Annotated in this window: 22 protein-coding genes; 11 read left to right on the forward strand and 11 right to left on the reverse strand. The window is 63.8% G+C overall.

Features of this window, described 5'->3' with window-relative positions; genetic code table 11:
* Positions 1 to 156 precede the first annotated feature (156 nt).
* Both gatA and gatC read right to left on the reverse strand, forming a co-directional pair.
* A complete protein-coding gene (gene gatA, locus VI26_RS03530) occupies positions 157 to 1608 on the reverse strand; it encodes an Asp-tRNA(Asn)/Glu-tRNA(Gln) amidotransferase subunit GatA (RefSeq protein WP_048408362.1) in 1452 nt (483 codons plus the stop codon).
* Positions 1609 to 1721: 113 nt separating this feature from the next.
* Complete coding sequence (gatC, locus tag VI26_RS03535) at positions 1722 to 2009, reverse strand: Asp-tRNA(Asn)/Glu-tRNA(Gln) amidotransferase subunit GatC (RefSeq protein ID WP_048408435.1); 288 nt, start codon at positions 2007 to 2009, stop codon at positions 1722 to 1724.
* 298 nt (positions 2010 to 2307) lie between these two features.
* Between gatC and VI26_RS03540 the strand changes: the two genes are divergently transcribed.
* The 6 genes from VI26_RS03540 (at position 2308) to VI26_RS03565 (ending at position 10987) form a co-directional block, all read left to right on the forward strand.
* Positions 2308 to 3351, forward strand: coding sequence for a rod shape-determining protein (locus VI26_RS03540; RefSeq protein ID WP_043592385.1), 1044 nt, complete (start codon positions 2308 to 2310; stop codon positions 3349 to 3351).
* A gap of 135 nt (positions 3352 to 3486) precedes the next feature.
* Positions 3487 to 4392: a rod shape-determining protein MreC gene (gene mreC, locus VI26_RS03545; protein ID WP_048408363.1), complete on the forward strand. Its 906-nt coding sequence runs from the start codon at positions 3487 to 3489 to the stop codon at positions 4390 to 4392.
* 6 nt (positions 4393 to 4398) lie between these two features.
* Entirely contained in the window at positions 4399 to 4902 is a 504-nt protein-coding gene (gene mreD / locus VI26_RS03550) for a rod shape-determining protein MreD (protein WP_048408364.1), read from the forward strand.
* A gap of 15 nt (positions 4903 to 4917) precedes the next feature.
* Positions 4918 to 6858, forward strand: coding sequence for a penicillin-binding protein 2 (gene mrdA / locus VI26_RS03555; RefSeq protein ID WP_048408365.1), 1941 nt, complete (start codon positions 4918 to 4920; stop codon positions 6856 to 6858).
* On the forward strand, positions 6839 to 7933 hold the full coding sequence (gene rodA / locus VI26_RS03560; protein ID WP_048408436.1) for a rod shape-determining protein RodA: 1095 nt from the start codon (positions 6839 to 6841) through the stop codon (positions 7931 to 7933). The genes mrdA and rodA overlap by 20 nt, the downstream gene beginning before the upstream one ends.
* A 318-nt stretch (positions 7934 to 8251) precedes the next feature.
* Positions 8252 to 10987: a pitrilysin family protein gene (locus VI26_RS03565; RefSeq protein WP_048408366.1), complete on the forward strand. Its 2736-nt coding sequence runs from the start codon at positions 8252 to 8254 to the stop codon at positions 10985 to 10987.
* A gap of 23 nt (positions 10988 to 11010) precedes the next feature.
* Here the strand turns inward: VI26_RS03565 and dinB are convergent, their stop codons facing one another.
* The 3 genes from dinB to VI26_RS03580 form a co-directional block, all read right to left on the reverse strand.
* Positions 11011 to 12171: a DNA polymerase IV gene (gene dinB, locus VI26_RS03570; protein ID WP_082150861.1), complete on the reverse strand. Its 1161-nt coding sequence runs from the start codon at positions 12169 to 12171 to the stop codon at positions 11011 to 11013.
* A 13-nt stretch (positions 12172 to 12184) separates the two neighbouring features.
* Entirely contained in the window at positions 12185 to 12490 is a 306-nt protein-coding gene (locus VI26_RS03575; RefSeq protein ID WP_048408438.1) for a SelT/SelW/SelH family protein, read from the reverse strand.
* Between the two features lie 318 nt (positions 12491 to 12808).
* Positions 12809 to 13276, reverse strand: coding sequence for a copper chaperone PCu(A)C (locus VI26_RS03580; protein ID WP_048408367.1), 468 nt, complete (start codon positions 13274 to 13276; stop codon positions 12809 to 12811).
* Positions 13277 to 13465: 189 nt separating this feature from the next.
* Between VI26_RS03580 and VI26_RS03585 the strand changes: the two genes are divergently transcribed.
* The 4 genes from VI26_RS03585 (at position 13466) to VI26_RS03600 (ending at position 16226) form a co-directional block, all read left to right on the forward strand.
* Positions 13466 to 14110, forward strand: coding sequence for a MarC family NAAT transporter (locus VI26_RS03585; protein ID WP_048408368.1), 645 nt, complete (start codon positions 13466 to 13468; stop codon positions 14108 to 14110).
* Between the two features lie 21 nt (positions 14111 to 14131).
* The gene (locus tag VI26_RS03590; RefSeq protein WP_048408369.1) at positions 14132 to 14965 is read left to right on the forward strand and encodes an AraC family transcriptional regulator; all 834 of its coding nucleotides are present in this window, start codon (positions 14132 to 14134) and stop codon (positions 14963 to 14965) included.
* A gap of 248 nt (positions 14966 to 15213) precedes the next feature.
* Positions 15214 to 15918, forward strand: coding sequence for an AzlC family ABC transporter permease (locus VI26_RS03595; protein WP_048408370.1), 705 nt, complete (start codon positions 15214 to 15216; stop codon positions 15916 to 15918).
* Positions 15915 to 16226 (forward strand): AzlD domain-containing protein, encoded by a 312-nt coding sequence (locus tag VI26_RS03600; protein ID WP_048408371.1) that lies wholly within the window; start codon positions 15915 to 15917, stop codon positions 16224 to 16226. The genes VI26_RS03595 and VI26_RS03600 overlap by 4 nt, the downstream gene beginning before the upstream one ends.
* A 78-nt stretch (positions 16227 to 16304) precedes the next feature.
* On the opposite strand, the gene VI26_RS03605 is transcribed toward VI26_RS03600, so the two are convergent.
* From VI26_RS03605 to VI26_RS03615, 3 genes are all read right to left on the reverse strand, one after another.
* Positions 16305 to 17618, reverse strand: a complete 1314-nt coding sequence (locus VI26_RS03605; RefSeq protein WP_048408372.1) for a sodium-dependent transporter — start codon at positions 17616 to 17618, stop codon at positions 16305 to 16307.
* A gap of 216 nt (positions 17619 to 17834) precedes the next feature.
* Positions 17835 to 19211, reverse strand: coding sequence for an amino acid permease (locus VI26_RS03610; protein WP_048408373.1), 1377 nt, complete (start codon positions 19209 to 19211; stop codon positions 17835 to 17837).
* Positions 19212 to 19564: 353 nt separating this feature from the next.
* Positions 19565 to 20941 carry an amino acid permease gene (locus tag VI26_RS03615; RefSeq protein ID WP_231580949.1) on the reverse strand — a complete coding sequence of 459 codons (1377 nt, stop codon included), beginning with the start codon at positions 20939 to 20941 and terminating at the stop codon, positions 19565 to 19567.
* A 512-nt stretch (positions 20942 to 21453) separates the two neighbouring features.
* Here VI26_RS03615 and VI26_RS23580 point away from each other — a divergent pair.
* Positions 21454 to 22185 (forward strand): glycine zipper 2TM domain-containing protein, encoded by a 732-nt coding sequence (locus VI26_RS23580; protein WP_082150863.1) that lies wholly within the window; start codon positions 21454 to 21456, stop codon positions 22183 to 22185.
* A 117-nt stretch (positions 22186 to 22302) separates the two neighbouring features.
* On the opposite strand, the gene VI26_RS03625 is transcribed toward VI26_RS23580, so the two are convergent.
* The 3 genes from VI26_RS03625 to VI26_RS03635 form a co-directional block, all read right to left on the reverse strand.
* Complete coding sequence (locus VI26_RS03625) at positions 22303 to 23160, reverse strand: sterol desaturase family protein (protein WP_048408374.1); 858 nt, start codon at positions 23158 to 23160, stop codon at positions 22303 to 22305.
* Positions 23161 to 23281: 121 nt separating this feature from the next.
* Positions 23282 to 23935 (reverse strand): glutathione S-transferase family protein, encoded by a 654-nt coding sequence (locus VI26_RS03630; RefSeq protein ID WP_048408441.1) that lies wholly within the window; start codon positions 23933 to 23935, stop codon positions 23282 to 23284.
* A 91-nt stretch (positions 23936 to 24026) separates the two neighbouring features.
* Positions 24027 to 24926 (reverse strand): patatin-like phospholipase family protein, encoded by a 900-nt coding sequence (locus VI26_RS03635; protein ID WP_048408375.1) that lies wholly within the window; start codon positions 24924 to 24926, stop codon positions 24027 to 24029.
* Positions 24927 to 24932: the final 6 nt, after the last annotated feature.

Raw genomic sequence — 24932 nt, forward strand, 5'->3', positions numbered from 1 at the left:
CCTAATAACTATTTTTTGCCACGGAAGCACACCGAAAACACGGAAAACTGAAAACAATGCCAAGTCAAACAGATCAAGATCGCCGCTTTTGCTCTTGTCCGTGTTCTTCCGTGTGATTCCGTGGCTAATTCATCGCTGTTCCGTAGCTAAATTAAATTACAGCGCCGGTGCACGAGCATGCCAATCGGTAGCCAGCTGGAACTGATGCGCGACGTTCAACATCTTGGCTTCGCCGAAGTAGTTGCCGATGATCTGCAAACCGATAGGGCGGCCATTCGCGCTAAAGCCGGCCGGCACGCTCATGCCGGGCAAGCCGGCCAGGTTCACCGACAACGTGTAGATGTCGGACAGATACATCTGCACCGGATCGTCGTTCATCGCGCCGATGTCGAAGGCCGCGGTCGGCGCCACCGGCCCCAGGATCACATCACACTGCTCGAAAGCGGCTTTGAAATCGTTAGCGATCAGGCGACGAATCTTCTGGGCCTTCAGATAGTAGGCGTCGTAATAGCCGTGCGACAGCACATAGCTGCCCACCAGGATGCGGCGCTTGACCTCGCTGCCGAAGCCTTCTGCGCGGGTCTTCTCGTACATGTCCACTAGGTCCTTGTACTCGGCGGCGCGATGGCCGTAGCGCACGCCGTCGTAACGCGACAGATTGGTGGAGGCCTCGGCCGGCGCGATCACGTAGTAGGCCGGGATGGACAGCTCGGTATTGGGCAGACTGATGTCCACCACCTGCGCGCCCTGCTTCTTCAACACCGCCACCGCCTCGTCCACGGCGCGCGCCACGTCGGCGCTCAGGCCGGCGGCGAAGTATTCGCGCGGCAGGCCCACTTTAAGGCCGGCCAGCGGCTGATTCAGATCGCGGGCGTAGTCTTCGCGCGCGCGTTCCAGGCTGGTGGAGTCGCGCTGATCGAAGCCGGCCATCACGTTCAACATCAAGGCGCAGTCCTCGGCGGTCTGCGCGATCGGGCCGCCCTGGTCCAGCGAGGAGGCGTAGGCCACCATGCCGTAGCGCGACACCACGCCGTAGGTCGGCTTGATGCCGGTGACGCCGCAATGGGAAGCCGGCTGGCGGATGGAGCCGCCGGTGTCGGTGGCGGTGGCCACCGGCGTCAGCCGCGCGGCCACGGCGGCGGCGGAACCGCCGGAGCTGCCGCCCGGCACCGCTTGCTGGTCCCAGGGGTTTTTCACCGCGCCGTAAAAGGAATTCTCATTGGACGAACCCATCGCGAACTCGTCCATATTGGCGCGGCCCAGCGTCACCATGCCAGCAGCCTGGCACTGCTCGACCACGTGGGCGCTGTACGGTGACACGAAGTTGTCCAGCATCTTGGAACCGCAGCTGGTTTTCCAGCCCTGCTGGCAGAACAAATCCTTGTGGATGATGGGCACGCCGGTCAGCCCATGGGCGTTGCCGGCGGCGATGCGCGCATCGGCGGCGGCGGCCTCGGCCAGGGTCTTGGCGCGGTCGACGGTGACCAGCGCGTTGAGCGCCGGGTTCAGCGCCTCGATGCGCGCCAGGTACTGCGTGGCCAGCTCGACGCTGGAGACTTCCTTGGCCGCTAGCTGTTGCGACAGTTGCTTTAAAGTAGACTGTGTCATTTGAAATGGAATCTTTAGCTATCCGGGAAGAGCGCCGCCGTCCTTTCAGACAGCGGCCAGCACCGGCAGCCCCCGCGAGCGGGAACCTACGACCGGCACAGGCAATCAGAGCATCACTCGATGACCTTGGGGACCAGGAACAAGCCCTTTTCCACTTGCGGGGCAACGGCCTGGAAAGCTTCGCGCTGATTGGTTTCGGTAACGACATCTTCGCGCAAACGCAAAGAGACATCCTGCGGATGGGCCATCGGCTCGATGCCGTCGGTGTTCACCGCCTGCATCTGTTCGATCAGGCCGAAAATATTATTGAGTTGCTTGCTTGTCGCGGCAATTTCCGCTTCATTGACATTGATGCGGGCAAGCTTGGCAATTCGTGCGACATCCTGATGCGTCAGCGACATGGTGTCCTCGTTCAAAACCTTTAATATTTCAAGCGTTATAGGGTATCATAGCCCGCTTGATTCTCCCAAGATCGACATCGCGCCACGGCGTTATTTCGGCAGCGCTTTCACCACGCGGCCGACGGGCGGCAAGCCGCCGCGCCGGGGCTGGATCGCACGGACCCGATCGATGCGGGCCCGCGTCGGAAAATGATGCGCAAGCGGCCTTCCGGCCGCCGCGCGCCAGGTAACAAACAACAGATAAACGCGGACGCGACGGCGCGTCCGCCACATGACGAAAACTGACCAGGATCGCCCAATGTTTCGTTCGCTGACCGGATACTTCTCCAACGACCTCGCCATTGACCTTGGCACAGCCAACACCCTCATCTACATGCGCGCCAAAGGCATCGTGCTGGACGAGCCCTCGGTTGTCGCCATTCACAGCGACGCGCCCACCAACAAGAAATCCATCCTGGCCGTGGGCCTGGAAGCCAAGCGCATGCTGGGCCGCACCCCGGGCAGCATCCAGGCGATCCGCCCGATGAAGGACGGCGTGATCGCCGACTTCACCGTCACCGAACAGATGCTCAAGCAGTTCATCAAGAAGGTGAACCCCAACCGCTTCTTCGCCGCCAGCCCGCGCATCGTGATCTGCGTGCCCTGCGGCTCCACCCAGGTGGAACGCAAGGCGATCCGCGATTCGGCGCTGGCCGCCGGCGCGCGCCGCGTGGAACTGATCGAAGAGCCGATGGCGGCCGCCATCGGCGCCGGCCTGCCGGTTGAAGAGCCCACCGGCTCCATGGTGGTGGACATCGGCGGCGGCACCACCGAAGTCGGCGTGATCTCGCTGGGCGGCGTGGTGTACTCCAACTCCGTCCGCGTCGGCGGCGACAAGTTCGACGAAGCCATCATCAACTACATCCGCCGCAACTACGGCATGCTGATCGGCGAAACCACCGCCGAGGAAATCAAGAAGACCATCGGTTCCGCCTTCCCGGGCGCCGAAGTGCGCGAAATGGAAGTCAAGGGCCGCAACCTGGCCGAAGGCATTCCGCGCGCCTTCACCGTTTCCTCCAATGAAATCCTGGAAGCGCTGACCGAACCGTTGAACCAAATCGTGTCCGCGGTGAAGATCGCGCTGGAACAGACCCCGCCGGAACTGGGCGCCGACATCGCCGACAAGGGCATGGTGCTGACCGGCGGCGGCGCGCTGCTGAAAGACATCGACCGCCTGCTGGCCGAAGAAACCGGCCTGCCGGTGTTCGTGGCCGAAGAACCGCTGACCTGCGTGGTGCGCGGCTCCGGCAAGGCGCTGGAGAAGATGGACAAGATTGGCACCATTTTCACCAACGTACCTTAAACCGGAACGGCCGACGACCGCCTGAGCCCGGCTCCGGCGGCGCCGGCCGCTCGTAAAGCAAGCAATGACGGCGGACGCTGCTAGCGCGCCCGCCTGATGCACAGCGCCCCGCGTCAAGGGGCGAGGTCTGAGCCGATGGACTTTGCCAACACCCCCAGCTTCTTCCGCTCCGGGCCGCCGCCCGGCGCGCGCTTGGCCATGGCCGTGGCCGCCTCGGTGGCGCTCCTGGTCGGCGACAGCTATTTCGGCCTGATGGAACAGGCGCGCGAAGCCACTTCGCTGGCGCTGTACCCGGTGCAGCGCGCGGTGAACATGCCAGCGCAGGCGATGCGCCATGTCAGCGATTTTCTCAGCTCCCAAACCGAACTGAAGCAGGAAAACACCGCCTTGCGCGCGCGCCAGCTGGAAATGTCGGCGCAGCTGTCGCGGCTGCAAACCCTGCAGCGCGAGCTGGACGAAGTGCGCAAGCTCAACGGCATCAAGTCCAGCTACCACCAGCAGGCGCTGATGGCGGAAACGCTGTACACCGGCCGCGATCCATTCTCCTACAAGATCATCATCGACAAGGGCAGCGACGCCAATCTGAAAGCCGGCCAGCCGGTGGTGGACGCCAGCGGCCTCTTGGGCCAGGTGACCCGGGTGCAGCCGCTGACCGCGGAAGTCACCCTGGTCATAGACAAGAACCAGATGGTGCCGGTGATGGTGGCGCGCACCGGCCAGCGCGCCATCCTGTACGGCTACGGCGGCGGCGTGGAAATCCGCTACCTGCCGCAAAGCGCGGACATCAAGGACGGCGACCACATCGTCACCTCCGGCGTGGACGGCGTCTATCCGGCCGGCATCCCGGTCGCGCGCGTGACCCGGGTGGAGCGCAACCAGGGCGCCACCTTCGCCCGCATCGCCACCGCGCCCTTGGCCGGAGTGCAGCAAACCCGCTACATGCTGGTGCTGGGCGACAAGCAGGCGCCGCCGCGTCCGCCGGAACCGGCCCCCATCGTCAAAAAGAGCAGGGGCGGCAAGAAAGCCGCCGCCGAGGAGTAAGCCCCGATGTCGTTCGAGCGCCCCAAGGAACTGCTCAAACCGGTGAAGCGCCGCTTCATCCTGTTTTCCTTCGTCTTCGCCATTCTGATCGAACTGATCCCGCTGCCGCACGGCAGCACGCGCTGGCTGCCGGACTTCATCGGCATGCTGATCCTGTACTGGGTGATCAACCAGCCGCGCCGGGTCAATATCGGCACCGCCTTCCTGTTGGGACTGGTGGCCGATATCTCCACCGCGGGCTTGTTCGGCCAGCACGCGCTGGCCTATTCGATCACCGCCTATCTGGCGCTGGCGCGCCAGCGCCAGGTGGTGATGTTCAACCTGGGCCAGCAAACGCTGGTGGTGCTTGGCCTGTTGCTGACCAACCAGATCATCATGGTGGTGGTGCGCATGCTCACCGGTTCCGCCTTCGTCGGCTGGGCCTATTTCCTGCCGCCCTTGATCGGCGCGCTGCTGTGGCCGCTGCTGACCAAGCTGATGCTGATGCCCTACCGCCACAACGCGGTGTAGCGCCGCGAACCGTCCATGCCTCAACCGACCCGCTTCAAGAATCCCCAGGCCGAAGACAGCCAGTTTCAGCTGCGCCTGATCGTCGCCTACGCGCTGATCGTGCTGATGTTCCTGGTGCTGCTCTCGCGCTTCATCTGGCTGCAAGTGCTGCAGCACGAGCACTTTTCCACGCTGGCGCAGAACAACCGCATCTCGCTGGTGCCCATCCTGCCCAACCGCGGCCTGATCCTGGACCGCAACGGCGTGGTGCTGGCGCAGAACTACTCCGCCTATACGCTGGAGCTGACGCCGAGCAAGATCGCCGACCTGGCCGCCACCGAGGCCGAGCTGCGCAAGCTGGTGGACATCACCCCGCGCGACGAACGCCAGTTCAAACGCCTGCTGACCGAGAGCAAGAACTTTGAATCCATCCCGCTGAAAACCAAGCTCAGCGAGGAGGAGGCCGCGCGCGTCGCCGCCCAGGCCTGGCGCTTCCCCGGCGTGGAGGTCAAGGCGCGGCTGTTCCGCGACTATCCGTTCAAGGAAATGACCAGCCATGTGCTCGGCTACATCGGCCGCATCAACCAGCGCGACAAGGAAAGGCTGGAAGAGGAAGAGAAAACCGCCAATTACAAGGGCTCCAACTATATTGGCAAGACCGGCCTGGAAGCGGTGTACGAGGATGATCTACACGGCAAGGTCGGTTTCGAGGAAGTGGAGACCGATTCCGGCGGCCGCGCGGTGCGCTCGCTGCGGCGCACGCCGCCGGTCAACGGCAACACCCTGAAGCTGGCGCTGGACATCCGCCTGCAGGAAATGGCGGACAAGCTGTTCGGCAGCCGCCGCGGCGCGCTGGTGGCGATAGAGCCGTCCACCGGCGGCGTGCTCGCCTTCCTGTCCAAGCCGGGCTTCGATCCCAATCTGTTCATAGACGGCATCGACACCCAGACCTGGAGCAATCTGAACAACGACTGGCAGAAGCCGATGATCAACCGCGCGCTGCGCGGCACCTATCCGCCCGGCTCCACCTTCAAGCCCTTCATGGCGATGGCCGCATTGGAAAACCACGCCATCGGCATGCGCGACATCCGCCCGGCGCCCGGCTACTTCACCCTGCCCGGCTCCAGCCACCAGTTCCGCGACAGCAAGAAGGCCGGCAACGGCATGATCAATCTGCAACGCGCGATCGAAGTCTCCAGCGATACCTTCTTCTACAAGCTGGCCTGGGACATGGGCATAGACAAGATCCATCCGGCGCTGGCGCAGTTCGGCCTGGGCAGCAAGAGCGGCATCGACCTGGACGGTGAATCCATAGGCGTGCTGCCGTCCAAGGAATGGAAGGCCAAGCGCTTCGCCCGCTACAAGGAAGAATTCCGCCGCTGGTATCCGGCCGACGTGGTCAGCATCGGCATCGGCCAGGGCTTCAACGCCTATACTCCGCTGCAAATGGCCAACGCCACCGCCATCATGGCCAACGACGGCCAGGTGTTCAAACCGCACCTGGTGCAGCAAGTGGTGGACACCCGCAGCGGCAAGGCGCGCATCATCGAACCGATGCCCACCCGCCAGATTCCGTTCAAGCCGGAAAACTTCGAATACGTGAAGCGCGGCATGGAAGGCGTGATGACGCGCGGCACCGGCGCGCGGCTGGGCGTGGGCCTGCAATACTCCATGGCCGGCAAGACCGGCACCGCCCAGGTGGTGCAGATCAAGCAAGGCGCCAAGTACAACGCCGCCGCGCTGGCCGAGCAATACCGCGACCACAGCTGGTTCATCGCCTTCGCGCCGGTGGACAAGCCGCGCATCGCGGTGGCGGTGATCGTGGAGAACGCCGGCTTCGGCGCCGCCGCCGCCGCGCCCATCGTGCGCGCGCTGTTCGACTACTATTTGCTGGGCAAGGTGCCGAAAGACATCGAAGGCACGCTGAAGACCATGCCCACCGACACCGCCAACGACAATGCAGACCTCTCTAATTAAACGCGTCTGGCAGCAGATCAAGGAACCGCTGGACGGCTGGATGATGCTATTCCTGGGCCTGATCTTCGTGCTCAGCATGGTGCTGCTGTACTCGGCCAACAATCAGTCCTTCGACAAGATAGACAACAAGCTGGTCTACACCAGCCTGTCGCTGATCATCATGTGGGTGATCGCCCGCATGCGGCCGCAAAGCATCATGAACTTCGCGCCGCCCATCTACGGCCTGGGCGTGCTGCTGCTGCTGGCCGTCCACTTCAAGGGCGTCACCGTCAACGGCTCCACCCGCTGGCTGGAACTGGGCATCACCCGCATCCAGCCGTCCGAGATCATGAAGATCGCGCTGCCGATGATGCTGGCCTGGTTCTTCCAGAAATACGAGCTGTCGATGCGCTGGTGGCACTACCTGGTGGCCGCCTTGCTGATGGCGGTGCCCAGCGCGCTGGTGCTGAAGCAGCCGGACCTGGGCACCACGCTGCTGATCGCCGCGGCCGGCCTGTTCGTGCTGTTCTTCGCCGGCCTGCCGTGGAAGGTGATCTTCGCCGGCATCGGCATGGGCGCGGCCAGCCTGCCCATCGTCTGGAACCTGCTGCACGACTATCAGCGCCGCCGGGTGCTGACCATGATAGATCCGACCACCGACCCCTTGGGCGACGGCTACCACATCATCCAGTCCATGATCGCCATCGGCTCCGGCGGCCCCTGGGGCAAGGGCTGGCTCAACGGCACCCAGACCCACCTCGATTACATCCCGGAACGGACCACGGACTTCATCTTCGCGGTGTATTCCGAGGAATTCGGCCTGGCCGGCAATGTGCTGCTGCTGGTGCTCTATCTGCTGGTGCTCAGCCGCGCGATGATGATCACCGCCAGCGCGCAAACGCTGTACGGCCGATTGATGGCCGGCTCCATCACCCTGTCCTTCTTCGTCTACGCCTTCGTCAATATGGGCATGGTATCCGGCATCCTGCCGGTGGTGGGCGTGCCGCTGCCCTTCATGTCCTACGGCGGCACCGCCACCGTCACCCTGTTCGTCGGCATGGGCATGTTGATGAGCATCAGCAATCTAAAACGCTGAGAGCCTGTTTACGATCTGCTGCGCTTCGGCGATACGACGTTGGAAATGACCTCAGAATGCTCATGTACCGTATGTACATTCCGCTTCTTCGGTCATTTCCGCCTTGCCTCGCTCTTGCTCGCGAGATCGTAAACAGGCTCTAAGTTCCATGGCGGGAACCAATTGCCCACCGCGCCGGCCTACCCCTGTTTGCCCCAGACTTACGTCATGCCCGGAATGTTTCCGACTTGACGAAAGCAAGCAAAATCGCAAGCCTATGCAGTTCCGGCGCCGCTGCGCGCCGCCGTCCCGCATTCACGCCAGAGGAAACGCCACCGCATGCGCATCAAGACCCTGAGCCTGCTGCTCGCCCTGTCCCTGGGCCACACCCTGCCGGCCATCGCCGCCGAAGCCGTGACCGCCAGCCAAAGCCAACTGCAAGCCTACACCAGCGTGGAAGGCATCACCGAATACCGGCTGCCAAATGGCCTGCGCGTCCTGCTGGCGCCGGACGCCTCCAAGCCCACCACCACCGTCAACGTCACCTATCTGGTGGGCAGCCGCCACGAAAGCTATGGCGAAACCGGCATGGCCCACTTGCTGGAGCACATGCTGTTCAAGGGCACGCCCAGCAGCGGCAACCTGATGCAGGAACTCGGCAAGCGCGGCATGCAGTTCAACGGCACCACCTTCCTGGACCGCACCAACTACTACGAAACCTTCCCCGCCAACGACGATAATCTGCGCTGGGCGCTGGAGATGGAAGCCGACCGCATGGTCAACAGCAAGATCGCCAGGAGCGATCTGGACACCGAGTTCTCGGTGGTGCGCAATGAAATGGAGATGGGGGAGAACAATCCCCGCCGCGTGCTGTGGAAGCAGATGACCGCGGTCAGCTACGACTGGCACAACTACGGTCACAACACCATAGGCGCGCGCTCCGACGTGGAAAAGGTCCGCATCGACAATCTGCAGGCCTTCTACCGCAAGTACTACCAGCCGGACAACGCGGTGCTGATGATCAGCGGCAAGTTCGATCCGGCGGCGACACTGGCCGTCGTCCAGCGGGCTTTCGGCAAGATCGCCAAGCCGCAGCGCCAGCTGACGCCGACCTGGACCGAGGAACCGCAGCGCGACGGCGCGCGCGAATTGACCGTGGAGCGCGTCGGCGACACCCAACTGGCCGCGGTGCTCTACCCCATCGCCGCCGGCAGCCACCCGGACGCGACCGCGGTGCTGGCCTTGGCCGACATCCTGGCCAACACCCCCAACGGCCGGCTGTACCAGGCGCTGGTGGGCGGCAAGAAAGCCGTGGGCGTCGAGGCCTGGCCGTTCGCGCTGGCCGAACCGGGCTACATCATCTTCTGGGCGGAACTGAACAAGGGCCAGAAGCTGACCGATGCGCGCCAGGCGCTGCTCGCCACGCTGGAAGGCTTCAAGAGCAAACCGGTGACCGAGGCCGAACTCAAGCGCGCCAAGGCCAGCCTGCTCAACGACATCGACAAGACCCTGAACGATCCGCAGCAGTTGGCGGTGGAAATGTCCGAAGCCATCGCCAAGGGCGACTGGCGGCTGTTCTTCCTGAATCGCGACCGCATCGAGGCGCTGAGCGCCAAGGACGTGGAACGGGCGGCCGAGAACTACTTCAAGGCGTCCAACCGCACCTATGGCCAGTTCATGCCCACCGCCAAGCCGGAACGCAGCGTGATCCCGGCCACGCCGGACGTGGCCAAGCTGGTGGACGGCTACAAGGGCCGCGCCGCGATCAGCCAGGGCGAAGCCTTCGATCCCAGCCCGGCCAATATCGACGCGCGCACCGAGAAAACCACGCTGGCCAATGGCGCCAAGCTGGCGCTGCTGGCCAAGAAAACCCGTGGCGAAACCGTCAATGGCAGCTTCAGCTTCGCCTTCGGCGACGAGAAAAGCCTGTTCGGCCGCGGCGCCGTCCCCAGTCTGGTCGCCAGCATGCTGGAGCGCGGCAGCGGCAAGCTCAGCCGCGCCGAGATCAGCGATAGGCTGGATCAGCTGAAGGCCAAGCTCAGCGTCTCCGGCTCCGGCCAAGAGGTCAACGTCGACTTTGAAACCACTCGCGCCAATCTGCCGGCGCTGCTGGACCTGGTCGCCAGCCTGCTCAAGCAGCCCAGCTTCCCGGAACGGGAATTCGAACTGCTGCGCAAAGAGGGCCTGACCGCCATCGACGCCCAGCGCAACGAGCCGCAGGCCATCGCCACCCAGGCCGTGGGCCAGGCGCTCAATGTCTATCGCAAGGGCGATCTGCGCTACCGCCCGACGCTGGACGAAGCCGCCGCCGAACTGAAAACCGCCAAGCTGGACGACATCAAGCGCTTCCACCGCCAGTTCTATGGCGCCAGCCACGCCCGCTTCGCCCTGGTCGGCGATTTCGACGCCAAGGCGACGCAAAACCAGCTGCAAAAACTGTTCGGCGGCTGGAGCAGCCAGGCCGCTTACAGCCGCGCTGCCAGCCAACTGCCGCCGGCCAAGCCCGGTCAACGGCAATTGCAGGTCAAGGACAAGGCCAATGCCTTCTACCTGGCCACCGCGCCGCTGGCGATGCGGGACAGCGACGCCGACTATCCGGCGATGCTGGTCGCCAACAAGATTCTGGGCGGCGGCGTCAAATCGCGGCTGCTGGATCGCCTGCGCCAGAAAGAAGGCATCAGCTACTACGCCGGCAGCCAATTCAGGGCGGGAAGCTTCGAAGCGGTGGCCAGCCTGAGCCTGGTGGCCATCTACGCGCCGCAAAACCTGGACAAGCTGAAACAAGGCGTGACCGAGGAGCTGGCTCACTTCATCCGCGACGGCGTCAACGCCACCGAACTGGCTGACGCCAAGAAGGCCTTGCAGCAGGAAAGGGAAATCGCCCGCGCCCAGGATGGCGCGCTGAGCGCGGCGCTGGACGGCCAGTTGCAGATCGGCCGCGCCATGGCCTTCAACGCCAAGGTGGACGCCGCCATCGCCGCGCTGACGGTGGAACAGGTGAACGCCGCGCTACGCAAGCACATAGACCCGGCCCAGCTGTTCCAGGTCTACGCCGGCGACTTCAAAACCCCCTGATCCCGGCCTTGCGCCGGCCAGCCTTAGCTATGCTGCGGAGGCTGGCCGGCGTCTCTCGCTGCCGGCTCCGCCTCGGCCGCGACAGCGTCCGCCGCCGGCAGGTCCGGCAGCGGGCGACCGTCGCGACCGAACAGGCGCAGCTGGCGCGGCAGATCGTGCTCGTCAGCCAGCTTGACGCCGACGCCGACCAGGCGCACCGGACGCCGGCCGCGCTCGAAACCCACCCGCAGCAGCTCTCCAAAACGCGCCGGCGACAGCTGGCCTCCGCTGTGCTCCACCGTGGTCTGGTTGAAATCATCGAACTTGAGCTTGACCGACAAACCCTTGAACGCGGGGTTGCCGCTGCGCGCGATGCGCGCGCTCAAGCGGTCTATCAGCTCCGGCAGCTTGGACAGGCAGGCGGCGACGTCGGGCAGATCGACGGCATAGGTCTCCTCGACGCTGATCGATTTGCGGCTGCGGTCGGTGGACACCGGCCGCGGATCGACACCGCGCGCCAGCTCATACAGGCGTTCGCCGAAGCGGCCGAAATGGCGCAGCAGATCGGTCAGCTCCCAGGCCAGCATGTCGCCACAGCGTCGAATGCCCAGCTCGTTCAGCCGCTGCGCGGTGACCCGGCCCACGCCATGGATCTTCTCCACCGGCAGCGTGGCGACGAAGCCGGCCACGTCCTGCGGCCGGATCAGGAATTGCCCGTCCGGCTTGTTCCAGTCACTGGCCACCTTGGCCAGGAATTTGTTCGGCGCGATGCCGGCCGATGCGGTGATGCCCACCTCCTCGCGGATCTGGCGACGGATCGCCTCCGCCATCAAGGTGGCGCTGCCCTGCTCATGCGGCTGGCCGCTCACATCCAGATAGGCTTCGTCCAGCGACAGGGGTTCGATCAAGGGGGTGTAGCGCTCATAGATGCGCATGATCTTCTGGCTGGCTTCGCGGTAACGCGCCATGTCCGGCGGCAGGATCAGCAGATCCGGACACAAGCGCAGCGCGCGCGCCGACGACATCGCCGAACGCACGCCGTAGCGGCGCGCGATGTAATTGCAGGTGGCGATCACGCCGCGGCTTTCCGGCCGGCCGCCCACCGCCAGCGGCAGCGGCCGCAGCGAAGGATCGTCGCGCATCTCGATGGCGGCGTAGAAGCAGTCGCAGTCGACGTGGATAATCTTGCGCAGCGGCTCGCTCATGGCGATGACCGGATCAGGAGACGGCGCCGTCGCTATGGCCCAGCGAGCGCTGCGGCGCCACCCGGTCGCGCACTCGCTGTTTCAGCAGCTTGATGTCGGGAAAACCGCCATCGGCCTTGCGGTCCCACAGCAGTTCGCCATCCAGCTCGACGCGGAACACACCACCGCTGCCCGGCTGCAAGGCGACTTCCGCCAACTCCTTCTCGAAGGTGGTCAGCAGTTCCTGCGCCATCCAGGCGGCGCGCAGCAGCCAGCGGCAGCCGGTGCAGTATTCAATGCTCAGGCGCGGAGTTTTGGCGGGGGGAATCAAGGATGTCATGCGGGAAAACGCGGTCGGCAAGAAGATGGCTGACAGCATACATCATGGGAAGGGAAAGGAACTGCCGGCGTCCCTGGATTTTGTTGTGCGCGACCGCTAGCGACCGCTCCTCCATCGTTTCTCTCTTTGTGCAGACTTGGCGTTGAACCTTGTCAGGGAGCCGGCAGTGGCAATGACGTCTTGTTTGCAACACATTCCCGAGGCCAAGTCTGCCCAGTCGCCGACGCGGGGTAAAGCTTTTACTCCAGCCCGCGTCGATTGCTGCGCCGCACGATGTAACTTCGGCGCAACGTTACCGGTAGCATCGCGCCATTCCGCTCAATGCGCGTGTTCAGCCGCTGGCGCGACGCCGTCTTCCACCGCCACATCCACCGTCACGCTGCCAGCTTTCTCGAAACGCAGCGTCAGCGGGAAATGATCGCCGGCACGCAGCGGCTGCTTCAAACCCATCAGCATCACGTGATAGCTACCGGGCGCGAACTTGACTTGCTGACCGGCCGCCACTTCCACGCCGCCGGCCACTTCGCGCATGCGCATCACGCCATTGTCGTTGATGTGGGTATGCAGTTCGGCCTTGGCCGCGCGCGGCGTGCTGGCCGACAATAGCTTGTCGGCGGTCTTGCCGCGATTACTCAGCAGCAGGTAGACACCGCCGGTCGGGCTGCTCTCCGGCATCGCCCGGCTCCACGGATGGCCTATCTTCAGATCGCCCAGCTTGAATTCATGCGCCATCGCGCCGGCGCTCAACAGGCACAGGCCCAGCAGCGCGCTCAATGTCTTTTTCATAAAGGGATTCCTCCGGTTTTCCGCACTCTAGCACAGCCGCCATGGCCAGCTGTGCGGCATAATGCCACAGCCAATGTCATGCCGCGCGCGCTCCCTGCGGCCAATAACAGAATTTCCCTTGTCACTGGCCCGCGGCCTCAGGCAGACTGCGTCCATTCCATGTAATGTTCGCTTCATCAGCGCAGTGCCATGCTCAAGACGTTGTCGCTCCAATTCCTGTTCGGCGGGCTGCTCAGCCTGATCACCATCACCAATCCGCTGTCCAAGATTCCGCTGTTCATCACCCTGACCCGTGAGATGAGCGACTCTGCGCGCGATAATCAGGCGCGCCGCGCCTGCGTGTTCGCCGCCGCCATCATGGTGGTCAGCCTGCTGGCCGGCAACGTGATCATGTCCGCCTTCGGCATTTCCTACGGCGCGCTGCGCATTTCCGGCGGCTTCGTCGTCGCCGTGCTCGGCTACCGCATGCTGTTCCTGTCGCAGGATCCGGGCAACGCGCCCAAGACCGGCGAACGCGAGGATTACGCCTTCTTCCCGCTGGCCATGCCCGGCATCAGCGGCCCCGGCACCATCGCCGTGGTGATAGGCATTTCCACCGAGATCGCCGAACTGACCACGCTGCCGGCCAAGGCGCTGGCCTTCGCGATGACCTTCGCCGCCATCGGCGGCACCTGCTTCGGCATGTGGCTGACGCTGAAATCCTCTCAGCTGATCGCCCAGCGCCTGGGCCGCGGCGGCCGCGAGGTGATGACGCGGTTGATGGGCTTTTTGCTGATCTGCATCGGCGTGCAGTTCGTCGGCTCCGGCATCCGCACCTTCATGGCCGGCTCCTAGGGCCGCTAGCGACGCCCCGCCATGTCCCGCCCGGCGTCCGATCGTTCCGACTTCTTCCGCGCCGACGACATCGGCGCACTGGAATGCCTGGACGCCAGCTACGCCCAGCGAGTATTCCCGCCGCATTTTCACGAAGAATACGTGGTCAACGCGCTGACCCTGGGCGCGCAGTCCTACCGCCATCGCGGCGGCACCCACCGCGCCGGCGTCGGCGCGCTGGTGCTGATCAACCCCGGCGAAGTGCATACCGGCGAGACCGCCGACGCGCGCGGCTGGGCCTACCGCGGCTTCTACCCATCCGCTGATTTCCTGCAGCGGCTGGCCGCCGACATCAGCGGCGACGCCCACGCCCGACCCTATTTTCTCGACACCGTGGTGCTGGACGCGCCGCTGGCCGCCGGCATGGACCAATTGCACCGCCTGCTGCGCGCAAGCCAGGACCGGCTGCTGCGCGAATCGGCGTTGCAGCGAATGTTCGGCGCGGTGCTGCAGCGCCATATGCAAGTTCACGACCAGACTCAAGCCGCCGCCCCGCGCGCGGTGGAGCTGGCGCGGCAAATGCTGGCCGACGCCATCAACGAGAACCTGTCGCTTCAAACGCTGGCGGAAGCGGCCCAGCTCTCGCCGTGGCAGCTGTGCCGCCAGTTTCGCCAGCACTTCGGCCTGCCGCCGGTGGCCTGGCGCAATCAGCTGCGCATCAATCGCGCGCGCCAGTTGCTGGCGCAGGGACAAACGCCCGGCGCGGTGGCACTCAGCCTGGGCTTCGCCGATCAGGCCCATCTGACCCGCGCCTTCCGCCACACCGTGGGCCTGGCGCCAGCGGCCTATCAACGCGCACTGGGCCTGCGCCGCTGAGAACCTGTTCAAAGTCTGCTGCGCTTCGGCGATACGGCGTTGAAACCAAGCTCAAAATGCTCATGTACCACGTGTACATTCCGCTTTTTCGCTCGTTTTCGCCTTGTCTCGCCCTTGCTCGCGAGACTTTGAACAGGCTCTGAGAAGCAGCTCAAAGCCACGCGGCCATCCCCCGCAAAATCGTTCAAGACGATAGCCGGTTTCGGCGGCATGATGAATCCATCTCATTGCCGCAAGGACACGCCCCGATGACCCGCTCCACCCCCGCCGCCTGGGCATGGCAAGGCGCGCGCGACAGCCTGCCGATGCTGATAGGCGCCGCTCCCTTCGGCGTGATCTTCGGCACCCTGGCCATCGCCGCCGGTCTCAGCCCGCTGAGCACTCAAGCCATGTCCTTGCTGGTGTTCGCCGGCTCCTCGCAATTCATCGCCGTCAGCCTGGTGGCGGCCGGCGCCGCGCTGCCGGTGATCTGGCTGACCACCTTCGTGGTCAATCTGCGCCACGCGCTGTACAGCGCCACCCTGTTGCCCTATGCGCGACCATGGCCGCTGGCCTGGCGCTGGCCGCTGGCGTTCTGGCTCACCGATGAAACCTTCGCCGTGGTCGAACATCGCTTCCGCACCCAGGGCGCCGCCGGCGGCCAGTGGTATTGGCTGGGCTCTTCGCTGGCGATGTACGGCAACTGGCAGGCGTGGACGCTGGCCGGCGTGCTGCTGGGACGCTCGGTGCCGGGGCTGGCGCAACTGGGCCTGGATTTCGCCATGGTGGCCACTTTCGCCGCCATCGTCGCGCCGCAATTGAAAAAGCGGCCCACGCTGGCGGCCGCGGCGGTGGCCGGCCTGACCGCGCTGCTGGCGCGCGGCCTACCCTACAAGCTGGACCTGATGCTGGCGGCGCTGCTCGGCGTCGGCGCCGGACTCTTGCTGGAAGGCAAGCGCAAGGAGGCGGCATGAACTCTTGGTGGATGATTTTCGGCATGCTGGCGGCCACCTTGCTGATCCGCGCCAGCTTTCTGGTGTTCGGCCAGCGGCTGGCCTTCCCTGACTGGCTGAACCGCGCGCTGCACTATGTGCCGGCGGCGGTGCTGTCGGCGCTGGTGGTGCCGATGGCGCTGGCCCCGGCCGGGCGCATTGATCTGTCGCTGGGCAACGCCTATCTGATCGGCACTCTGGTCGCCATCGCGGTGGCGTGGAAGAACGGCAAGACCCTGCTCGCGATTGTGGTCAGCTTCATCGTCTATGGCTTGCTGCGCTGGCTCTGAGCAGCTGTCCAGAGCCCACGGAACAACACGCGCTCGCCGTGCGCCGCTTCGCGGCGCGCGGCAGGCATTGCCCTAGGCTCAGATATTGTAAATCAGCACCAGGCCGATCAAGGCGGGCGCGACCCAGCAGTAGATGAAGCGCACGCCGGCGCTCAGCGCCACGGGCAATTGCAGCTCGGCGCGCATGGTCGGCCAGATCACCCAGCCGGCGAAGCAGGCGGTGCCGATGCCGCCCAGCGGCAGCAGGATGTTGGACGCGGTGTAGTCCATCAACTCGAACACATTGCGGCCGAACAGCTTCCAGTCCGCCAGCACGCCGAAGGACAGCGCCGCCGGAATGCCGGCGCAAAACACCAGCAGGCCGATCGCCAGCGTCGCCTTGCGGCGGCTGACGCCCCATTCATCGATGGGAAACACCGCCACCAGCTCCAGCAAGGATACCGACGAAGTCAGCGCCGCCATCAGCAGCAGCAGAAAGAAGGCCGCCGCCAAGCCTTGGCCGAAAGGCAGGTGATTGAACACCACCGGCATGGTCATATAGGTCAGGCCCGGTCCGGCTTGCGGATTCAGGCCGAAGGCGTAAATCGCCGGAAAAATCATCAAACCGGCCAGGACCGAGGTCAGCGTGGTCAGGCCGGTGACCCACAACGCGGCGCCGCCCAGCCGCGTGTCCGGGCCCAGGTAGGAGCCATAAGCGATCATGCAGCCGGCGCCCACCGACAAGGAAAAGAAGGCCAGGCCCAGCGCTTCCACCAGCATGCCCGGCGTCACCTTGGAGAAGTCCGGCGTCAGCAGCGCCGCCACGCCGGCTTCCGCGCCGGGCAGGGTCAGCGAGCGCGCGATCAGGCCCAGCATCAACAGGAATAATAAGGGCATCAACACCTTGCCGGCGCGCTCAATCCCCTTCTGCACCCCGCACATCACCACCAACAGGGTCAGCCCGGCAAACAGCGCATGGGTCAGCAGGGATTCGAAGGGATCGGACACATAATCGCCGAACAAGCGCGCCAGCGCCGCCGGGTCATTGCTCATCACCCGGCCGTCCACCGCGCGCAGCAGATAACCCAGCGTCCAGCCGCCCACCACGCTGTAAAAGGAAAACACCAGGAAGCCGCACAGCACGCCGGCGTAGCCCACCAGCTTCCAATGACGCGAGCCCAGCCGCGCGAAGGCGCTCACCGCGCCGCAGGCCGCCGCGCGGCCGATGGCGATCTCGGCCATCAACAAGGCAATGCCCAGGGTGAAGGTCAACAGCAGATAGATCAGCAGAAACGCGCCGCCGCCATTCATCGCGGTGACGTAGGGAAACTTCCAGATGGAGCCCAGGCCAACCGTGGCGCCGGCCGAAGCCAGAATGAAACCGAGGCGGGAACCCCATTGCGTGCGAGACATGACAACTCCTGAGTCAAAACGATTTGCCGCCGCACGGGGTAACGCTGGATACAACTAGGCCGCCCATGACGGCGGCCCGGAAAGCAGATACGAAAATCCCTGGCGCGCCGATTAGCTGCGCCACCACCACGACTTGGTCTGGAAAGGGATGATCTGCTTCATAAGTTTGGAAGCATGCCGGTTTACGCACCAGTACGTCAAGCCCGGCATACGTGCTCACGCCTTGTCGACGGCCAGACCGGCCGCGTCCGCCCCCATCCGCTTCAGCCGGAAACCCAGCCACAAAACCAGCAGCCAAGCCGGCAATACATACACCGATACCGCAATGCCCGGCGTGAACAGCATCACGCCCAGGATCATCAGCATGAAGGCCAGGCACAGCCAATTGGCGAACGGATGCCACAGCGAGGCGAACACCAGCTTGCGGCCGGCCTGGGCGCGGCGAAACTTCAGGTGGGTCAGGCTGATCAGCGCCCAATTGATCACCAGGGCGGTGACCACCAGCGACATCAACAAGGCCAGCGCGCCGCTGGGCAGCAGGTAGTTGAGTACCACGCCGGCGAAAGTCGCCAGCGCCGACAGCAAGGTGGCGTTGACCGGCACCCCGCGCTTGTCCAGCTTGGCCATGCTCTTGGGCGCATTGCCCTGCCGGGCCAGGCTGAACAGCATGCGGCTGGTGGCGTAGACGCCGCCGTTGTACACCGACAAGGCCGCGGTCAACACCACGAAATTAAGCCCGTGCGCGGCGAAGCCGGCGCCGATCTGCTCGAAAATCATCACGAAGGGGCTGCCGCCGGCGGCCACCTTGCTCCATGGATACAGGGACAACAGCACCAGCAGCGAGCCGATGTAGAAGATCAGCACGCGGTAGATCACCTGGTTCACCGCCTTGGGAATGGTTTTCTGCGGGTCTTGGGTCTCCGCCGCCGCCATGCCGATCAGTTCCAAGCCGCCGAAGGAGAACATGATTACCGCCATCGTCATGAACAGGCCGCCTACGCCATGCGGAAAGAAGCCGCCGTCGCGCCACAGATTGCTCACCGAAGCCTGCGGGCCGCCGTTGCCGGACAAGAGCAGATAGCCGCCGAACACGATCATCGCGATCACCGCGCCCACCTTGATCAGCGCGAACCAGAACTCCGTCTCGCCATAGTATTTGACGCTGCTCAGATTAACGCCGGTGATCGCCGTGAAGAAAACCAGCGCGGTAAGCCAGGTGGGCACATCCGGCCACCAATAGCGCACATACTCGCCGGCGGCGGTCAGTTCGGCCATGCCGGCCAGCACATACAGCGCCCAATAATTCCAACCGGACAGGAAGGCGGGGAACTTGCCCCAGTAGCGGTCGGCGAAATGGCTGAGCGAACCGGCCACCGGCTCCTCGGCCAGCATCTCGCCCAATTGGCGCATGATCAGGAAAATAATGAAGCCGGCGACGGCGTAGCCGACAATCATCGCCGGTCCGGCCGCTTTCAACACGCTGGCCGAGCCCAAGAACAAGCCGGTACCGATCGCGCCGCCCAGCGCGATCAATTGGATATGGCGGTTTTTCAGCTCGCGCTTCAAACCGGTGGAAGTGGGGGTAACGCTCACCTTGGCGCCTCCTGCTGATTAGTGAATGGAACGGTGTTGCTTCATCAATGCAGCAAGGCCCTCACCACTCGCCAATTAGACAAAAAGTCCAATAAAGCCTGTAAGACATTCCCAGCAGATACATCAACTTCAAACAAACCACGATCAGACTAAACAAAATACGACATAAGGTCAAAAGTCTTTTTCAATACATTTAGAATCCATCCAAAGATGACAGCCCTTGTCATGAACAAATAGACATTATGTCCAAAATCGCAGCGCCAACTCAGTGTTCCACTCGCCCCAAAAAGGCAGGGCCGCCCAAATCAGGCGGCCCTGCCGATGCGCCCACTGCGTGAGCGCGGAAGCCCTACTCAGGGTGTCTGACGCGCGGGTTCCCCCGTCGGCGCGCCCTTGGCGCGATAGCCTACCCACAGCAGCCCCAGCCATATCGGCAACACATAGACCGATACCGCGGCGCCCGGAGTCAGCAGCAGGATCAACAGAATCATCGCCATGAAAGCCAGGCAGATCCAGTTGGTCAGCGGGAACCAGAACGATTTGAACACCAGTTGCTCGCCGGTCTCGACCTTGGCGCGGCGGAACTTCAGATGGGTCAGGCTGATCATCGCCCAGTTGGTCACCAGCGCGGCCACCACCAAGGACATCAGGATGCCCAAGGCCTCGCCCGGCAGCACATAGTTGAGGATCACGCAGGCGAAGGTCGCCAACGCCGACACCAGGATCGCCGACACCGGCACGCCGCGCTTGTCCACCTGCATCAAGGCCTTGGGCGCGTTGCCCTGTCTGGCCAGGCCGTACAGCATGCGGCTATTGGCGTAAACGCTGCTGTTGTACACCGACAGCGCAGCGGTCAGCACCACGAAGTTGAGCAGATTGGCGGTGAGGCCAGAGCCGATCTGCTGGAAAATCATCACGAAGGGACTGCCGCCGGACGCGACCTTGCTCCACGGATACAGCGACAGCAGCACCACCAGCGAACCGATGTAGAAGATCAGGATGCGGTAGATCACCTGGTTCACCGCCTTGGGGATGGTGGTGCGCGGGTTATCCGCCTCGGCCGCGGTCAGGCCGATCAACTCCAGCCCGCCGAAGGAGAACATGATCACCGCCATCATCATGAACAAGCCGCTGAAGCCATGCGGGAAGAAACCGCCATCGCTCCACAGATTGCTGAACGAGGCCTGCGGACCGCCGGTGCCGGTCAGCAGCAGATAGCCGCCGAACAGAATCATCGCGATCACCGCCACTACCTTGATCAGCGCGAACCAGAACTCCGCCTCGCCATAAACCTTGACGTTGGCCAGGTTGATGCCGTTGATACAGACGAAGAACACCAGCGCCGATACCCAGGCGGGCACATGCGGCCACCAGTACTGCACATAGGCGCCGACGGCGGTGAGTTCCGCCATGCTGACCAGGATGTACAGCACCCAGTAGTTCCAGCCGGACAGGAAACCGGCGAAATCGCCCCAGTAGCGGTAGGCGAAGTGGCTGAACGAGCCGGCCACCGGCTCCTGCGCCACCATTTCGCCCAGTTGGCGCATGATCATGAAGGCGATCAGGCCGGCGATGGCATAGCCCAGGATCATCGATGGGCCAGCGGCCTTCAGCACGCTGGCGGAGCCCAGGAACAGCCCGGTGCCCACCGCGCCGCCTAGCGCGATCAATTGGATGTGGCGGTTTTTCAAACCGCGCTTCAAACCGGCTTCGGTTGATATCTCAGTCAAGGCAAGCCCCTCAATCATCATTTCCCAGCAACATTAATACCAACAGCATGACAATTCAGGCAAGCCGCGTCGATTCTGTTGCAAACATCGACAAGCAGAACATTAAGCACTCAAGCCGAGCTTGCGTCAAACCAAGCGATTGAAGTTTTATGCCTTATACGCGTCATAAATTGAACACAATGGAATTAAATTCGATTAATTGAACAAAAACTTTGCTCTAATTGCCGAAAATCCCCCAGACTACTGCGAACTTATGCCAAGCCGCCCGTCAGCCCTTCCATCCAGCCAAATCGCATAAAAGCAAGTGAATGCTCGCGCATATATTGATATAAATCAAATTCATACCCGGCGTCACTTAGTCGCGAGGCCAGCGGAAACACTAACGATTCGCCACTTTTAGTAACAAATGGAAAACATTTGATTTGCAACTGTCTGCCACTATGAAGTGTCTGAATTTCATCTCACTCATCATGATTACGGCCGCATAGACGGCCCCGTTTTGGAGACGAAGCATGAAACAATCCGTATTGATCGCCAGCGTGCTGGGCGGCGGCATCGCCCTAGGCGGCCTGGGCGTGGCCGGCTTCCAGGCCATCAAGTCCAACCCGCAAACCGCCGCCGCGCCGCAACAGCAAGTCGCCAGCGCGCCGGTCGCCGCTTCCGCTCCCGCGGCTAGCCTGCCCCCGGCCGTGGCTTCCGCGCCGGCGGTGCTTGCCGCAGCTGCGCCCGCAGCCGTGGCCGCCACGGACAAACCGGCGGCGAAACCCGCCGAACCCAGCGCGCCGGCCAAGCCGGCCACTCCGGTCCACGCCACCCACGCCCGCATTCTGGCGGTAACGCCGATCAAGGAAACCGTCAACGCGCCCAAGCAGGTCTGCCACCAGGAGCAAGTGACGCATCAAGCGCCGGTCCAGGATCAGAACCGCATCGCCGGCTCGGTGATAGGCGGCGTGCTCGGCGGCGTGCTCGGCAACCAAGTAGGCGGCGGCAACGGCAAGAAAGCCGCCACCGTGATCGGCGCGCTGGCTGGCGGCCTGGCCGGCAACAAGGTGCAGGAAGGCATGCAGCAACGCGACCAGGTCAGCAGCACCCAGACCATCTGCAATGAGGTGAACGAAAGCAGCGAGAAAGTCGTTGGCTACGACGTCAAGTATTCGCTGGACGGCAAGACCGACACCGTGCGCATGAACCACAAGCCCAAGGGCAAGACCTTGCCGGCCAAGAACGGCAAGGTACTGGTTTAAAACCCGCCCACGATCTGTTGCGCATCGGCGATACCGCGTTGAAACGTTCTTCAAGCGACAAACCATCCTGATGCCACCACGCAAAAGCGGACCTCCCGGTCCGCTTTTTTCATGTCCTCAGCGCCAGCGCGCGGCCGCCGCTTCCGCCTCTTCCGGCGGGCCGAACAATACCGTCCAGCGGTCTTTCCAATTGGGCGCGCGCCAGGCCTCGCGCAGCATGTCGCGCCATTCCACCACGCTGACCCATAGCGGATTGAAGCTGTTCACCGGCTTGACCGTGCCGTAGTCGCAGGGATCGTCGGCGCTTTCCTCGACATAGCTGCCGAACAGGCGGTCCCAGATCACCAGCACGCCGGCGTAATTGTGGTCGATATAGCGCGGATTCTTGGCATGATGGCCGCGATGGATGGACGGGGTATTGAACACATATTCCAGCCAGCCCAGCTTGGGGCAGGCCTGGGTATGCACGAAGAACTGGAAGGCCAGGTTCAGCAATACCACTCCGACCACCTGTTCGGGCGGGAAACCCAGCCAGGCCAGCGGCAGCCAGAACACCCACATGCCGGCCAATGGATACATCAGGCTCTGGCGGAAGGCGGTGGTGAAATTCATGCGGGTGGAGCTGTGATGCACGCTGTGCGCAGCCCACAGCCAGCGCACGCGGTGGCTGACGCGATGGAACCAGTAATAGAGGAAATCCTGGCCGATGAACAACAGCAGGAAGCTGAGCCAGGAATCGGCGAACTGAAACAGCCGGTGCTGCTGGTAAATCCACGCATACAAGGGCAGCACCAGCACCCAGGCCAGCTTGTCCGCCCCCTGGTGCAGCAAGCCCAGGCAGGCGCAGCACACCGAGTCGCGCCAGTCGTAAAGGCTGAGCCGGCCCTGGCGACGCAAATACCACAGCTCGCCGGCGACGCAGGCCAGGAATACCGGCGCCAATGCCAGCAGCAGCAGCTGAATATCGAACTTCATCACCGCCTCCCGCTTGGGAATGGTGTTCGCGCTAACGCAAACACTTGATTGGAGTTTGAACTCTATAATTGCTCAAACGCCGCATTCCGGCAAGCGGCTCAGCGGTGCCCCACGCTCTATCCTACTGCTGTTGACGCGCGCGGAACGCGCTCAATGCCGCCTCGCGCTCGCTCCAGCAGCGGTTCACGCTCTTGCGGGCGGACAGTTGCTGCAGATAACTGTCACGCTCGGGGAAGGCCGCGGTGATGTCCTCGCCCAACAGCGCCTGGCTCATCTGCGCCAGCGCCGGCAGAATGCAGGCGGCGCTGATGTCGGCGTGGCTGAAATCCTCGCCACAGGCCCAGGGGCCATAGTCCAGCATCTGGCCGGCGGCGGCCAGGCCGCGCGCCACCTGCTGGCGGGCCGTGTCCACGGCATTGGCTTCCAGCGGGCTGCCGAACAGCCAATGGCGGTATAAGGGCAGCGCCGGCATCAACACGTACAAATCCAATATCGCGCTCAATTGGCGCGCGTGAGCGCGGCCGTTCGGCGTCGGCGGCAGCAGGGAGGCGGTGGGATAGGCGTCTTCCAGCCATTCCAGGATCACCGATGATTCCGCCATCGCGTGGCCGCCGACTTCGACAAAGGGAATCTTGCCCATCGGGCTCTTCGCCAGCAGTTCTTCTTGCTGCGAAGGGGCGGTGAGGATTTCTTGGAAGTTGACGCCCTTTTCCAGCAAGGCGATTTTTACCTTGTTGTAATAAGGGGACAGCGCTGCGCCGTAAAGCTTGATCATCCAGGTCTCCAGGCGGGCCGGAGCCCGCGGTTGCTGATGGTGGGCGGCCGGCCATGCTGCGGTGCAGGGCCGGCCCGGCAGCATTATGCCATTACTTATTCATGGCAACGGCTTTTTGCTGCAGCAACTGCCGGATTTGCGGCAAGGCCGCCTGCGCCGCGCGTTCCCCTTCCAGAATGGCCTGGTGGCGCGCGTCGAACTGGGCGGAGCCGATGTCCTGCACCTGCGGGCGGATCACCACGTCGGCCTGCTTCAGTTCCTGCGCCAGCGCCGGACCGTTCATGATGTTCAGGCTTTGGTCCAGCATGGACAGGAAACCGGTGGCGGCGCCCTTGCGCGGCCGCGCCGAGATGTCGACGGCGATGACGAAGTCGGCGCCCATCTCGCGCGCGGCGCTGACCGGCACCGGGCTGACCAGGCCGCCGTCCACATAGCTCTTGCTGCCTATCTTCACCGGCAGGAACACATTGGGGATGCTGGCCGAGGCGCGCACCGCCTGGCCGGTGTTGCCCAGGCGGAATACCACTTTGCGGCCGCTGTCCAGCTCGGTCGCCACCGCGCCGAACGGGCGCGGCAGCTGCTCTATGCTCTTGTTCACCACTTGGGCGTTGATCCAGTTCTGCAGCTTCTCGCCCTTGATCACGCCCTTGCTCGACAAGGTCCAGTCGGTGAGGTTGGATTCGTCCAGCTGGATGGCGCGGCTCTGCAGCTGCATGCCGCTAAGGCCGGACGCGTACAGGCTGCCGACCACGCTGCCGGCGCTGGTGCCGGTGATCAGGTCCGGCTTGATGCCGGCCGCTTCCAGCACCTTGATCACGCCGACATGGGCGAAGCCCTTGGCCGCGCCGCCGCCTAGCGCCAGCCCGATCCTGGGTTTTTGCAGCGGCTTGGGCGGCTGTGCCGCCGGCGGAGGGGACAAGGTGGAGCAGGCAGCCAGCAGCGCGGCCATGCTCGCCAGCAGCCAGGGCCGGAGTATGTGTTTGCTAATCATGATTCC

The organism is Chromobacterium sp. LK1 (genome assembly GCF_001043555.1).
In the GTDB taxonomy this organism is placed as follows: domain Bacteria; phylum Pseudomonadota; class Gammaproteobacteria; order Burkholderiales; family Chromobacteriaceae; genus Chromobacterium; species Chromobacterium aquaticum.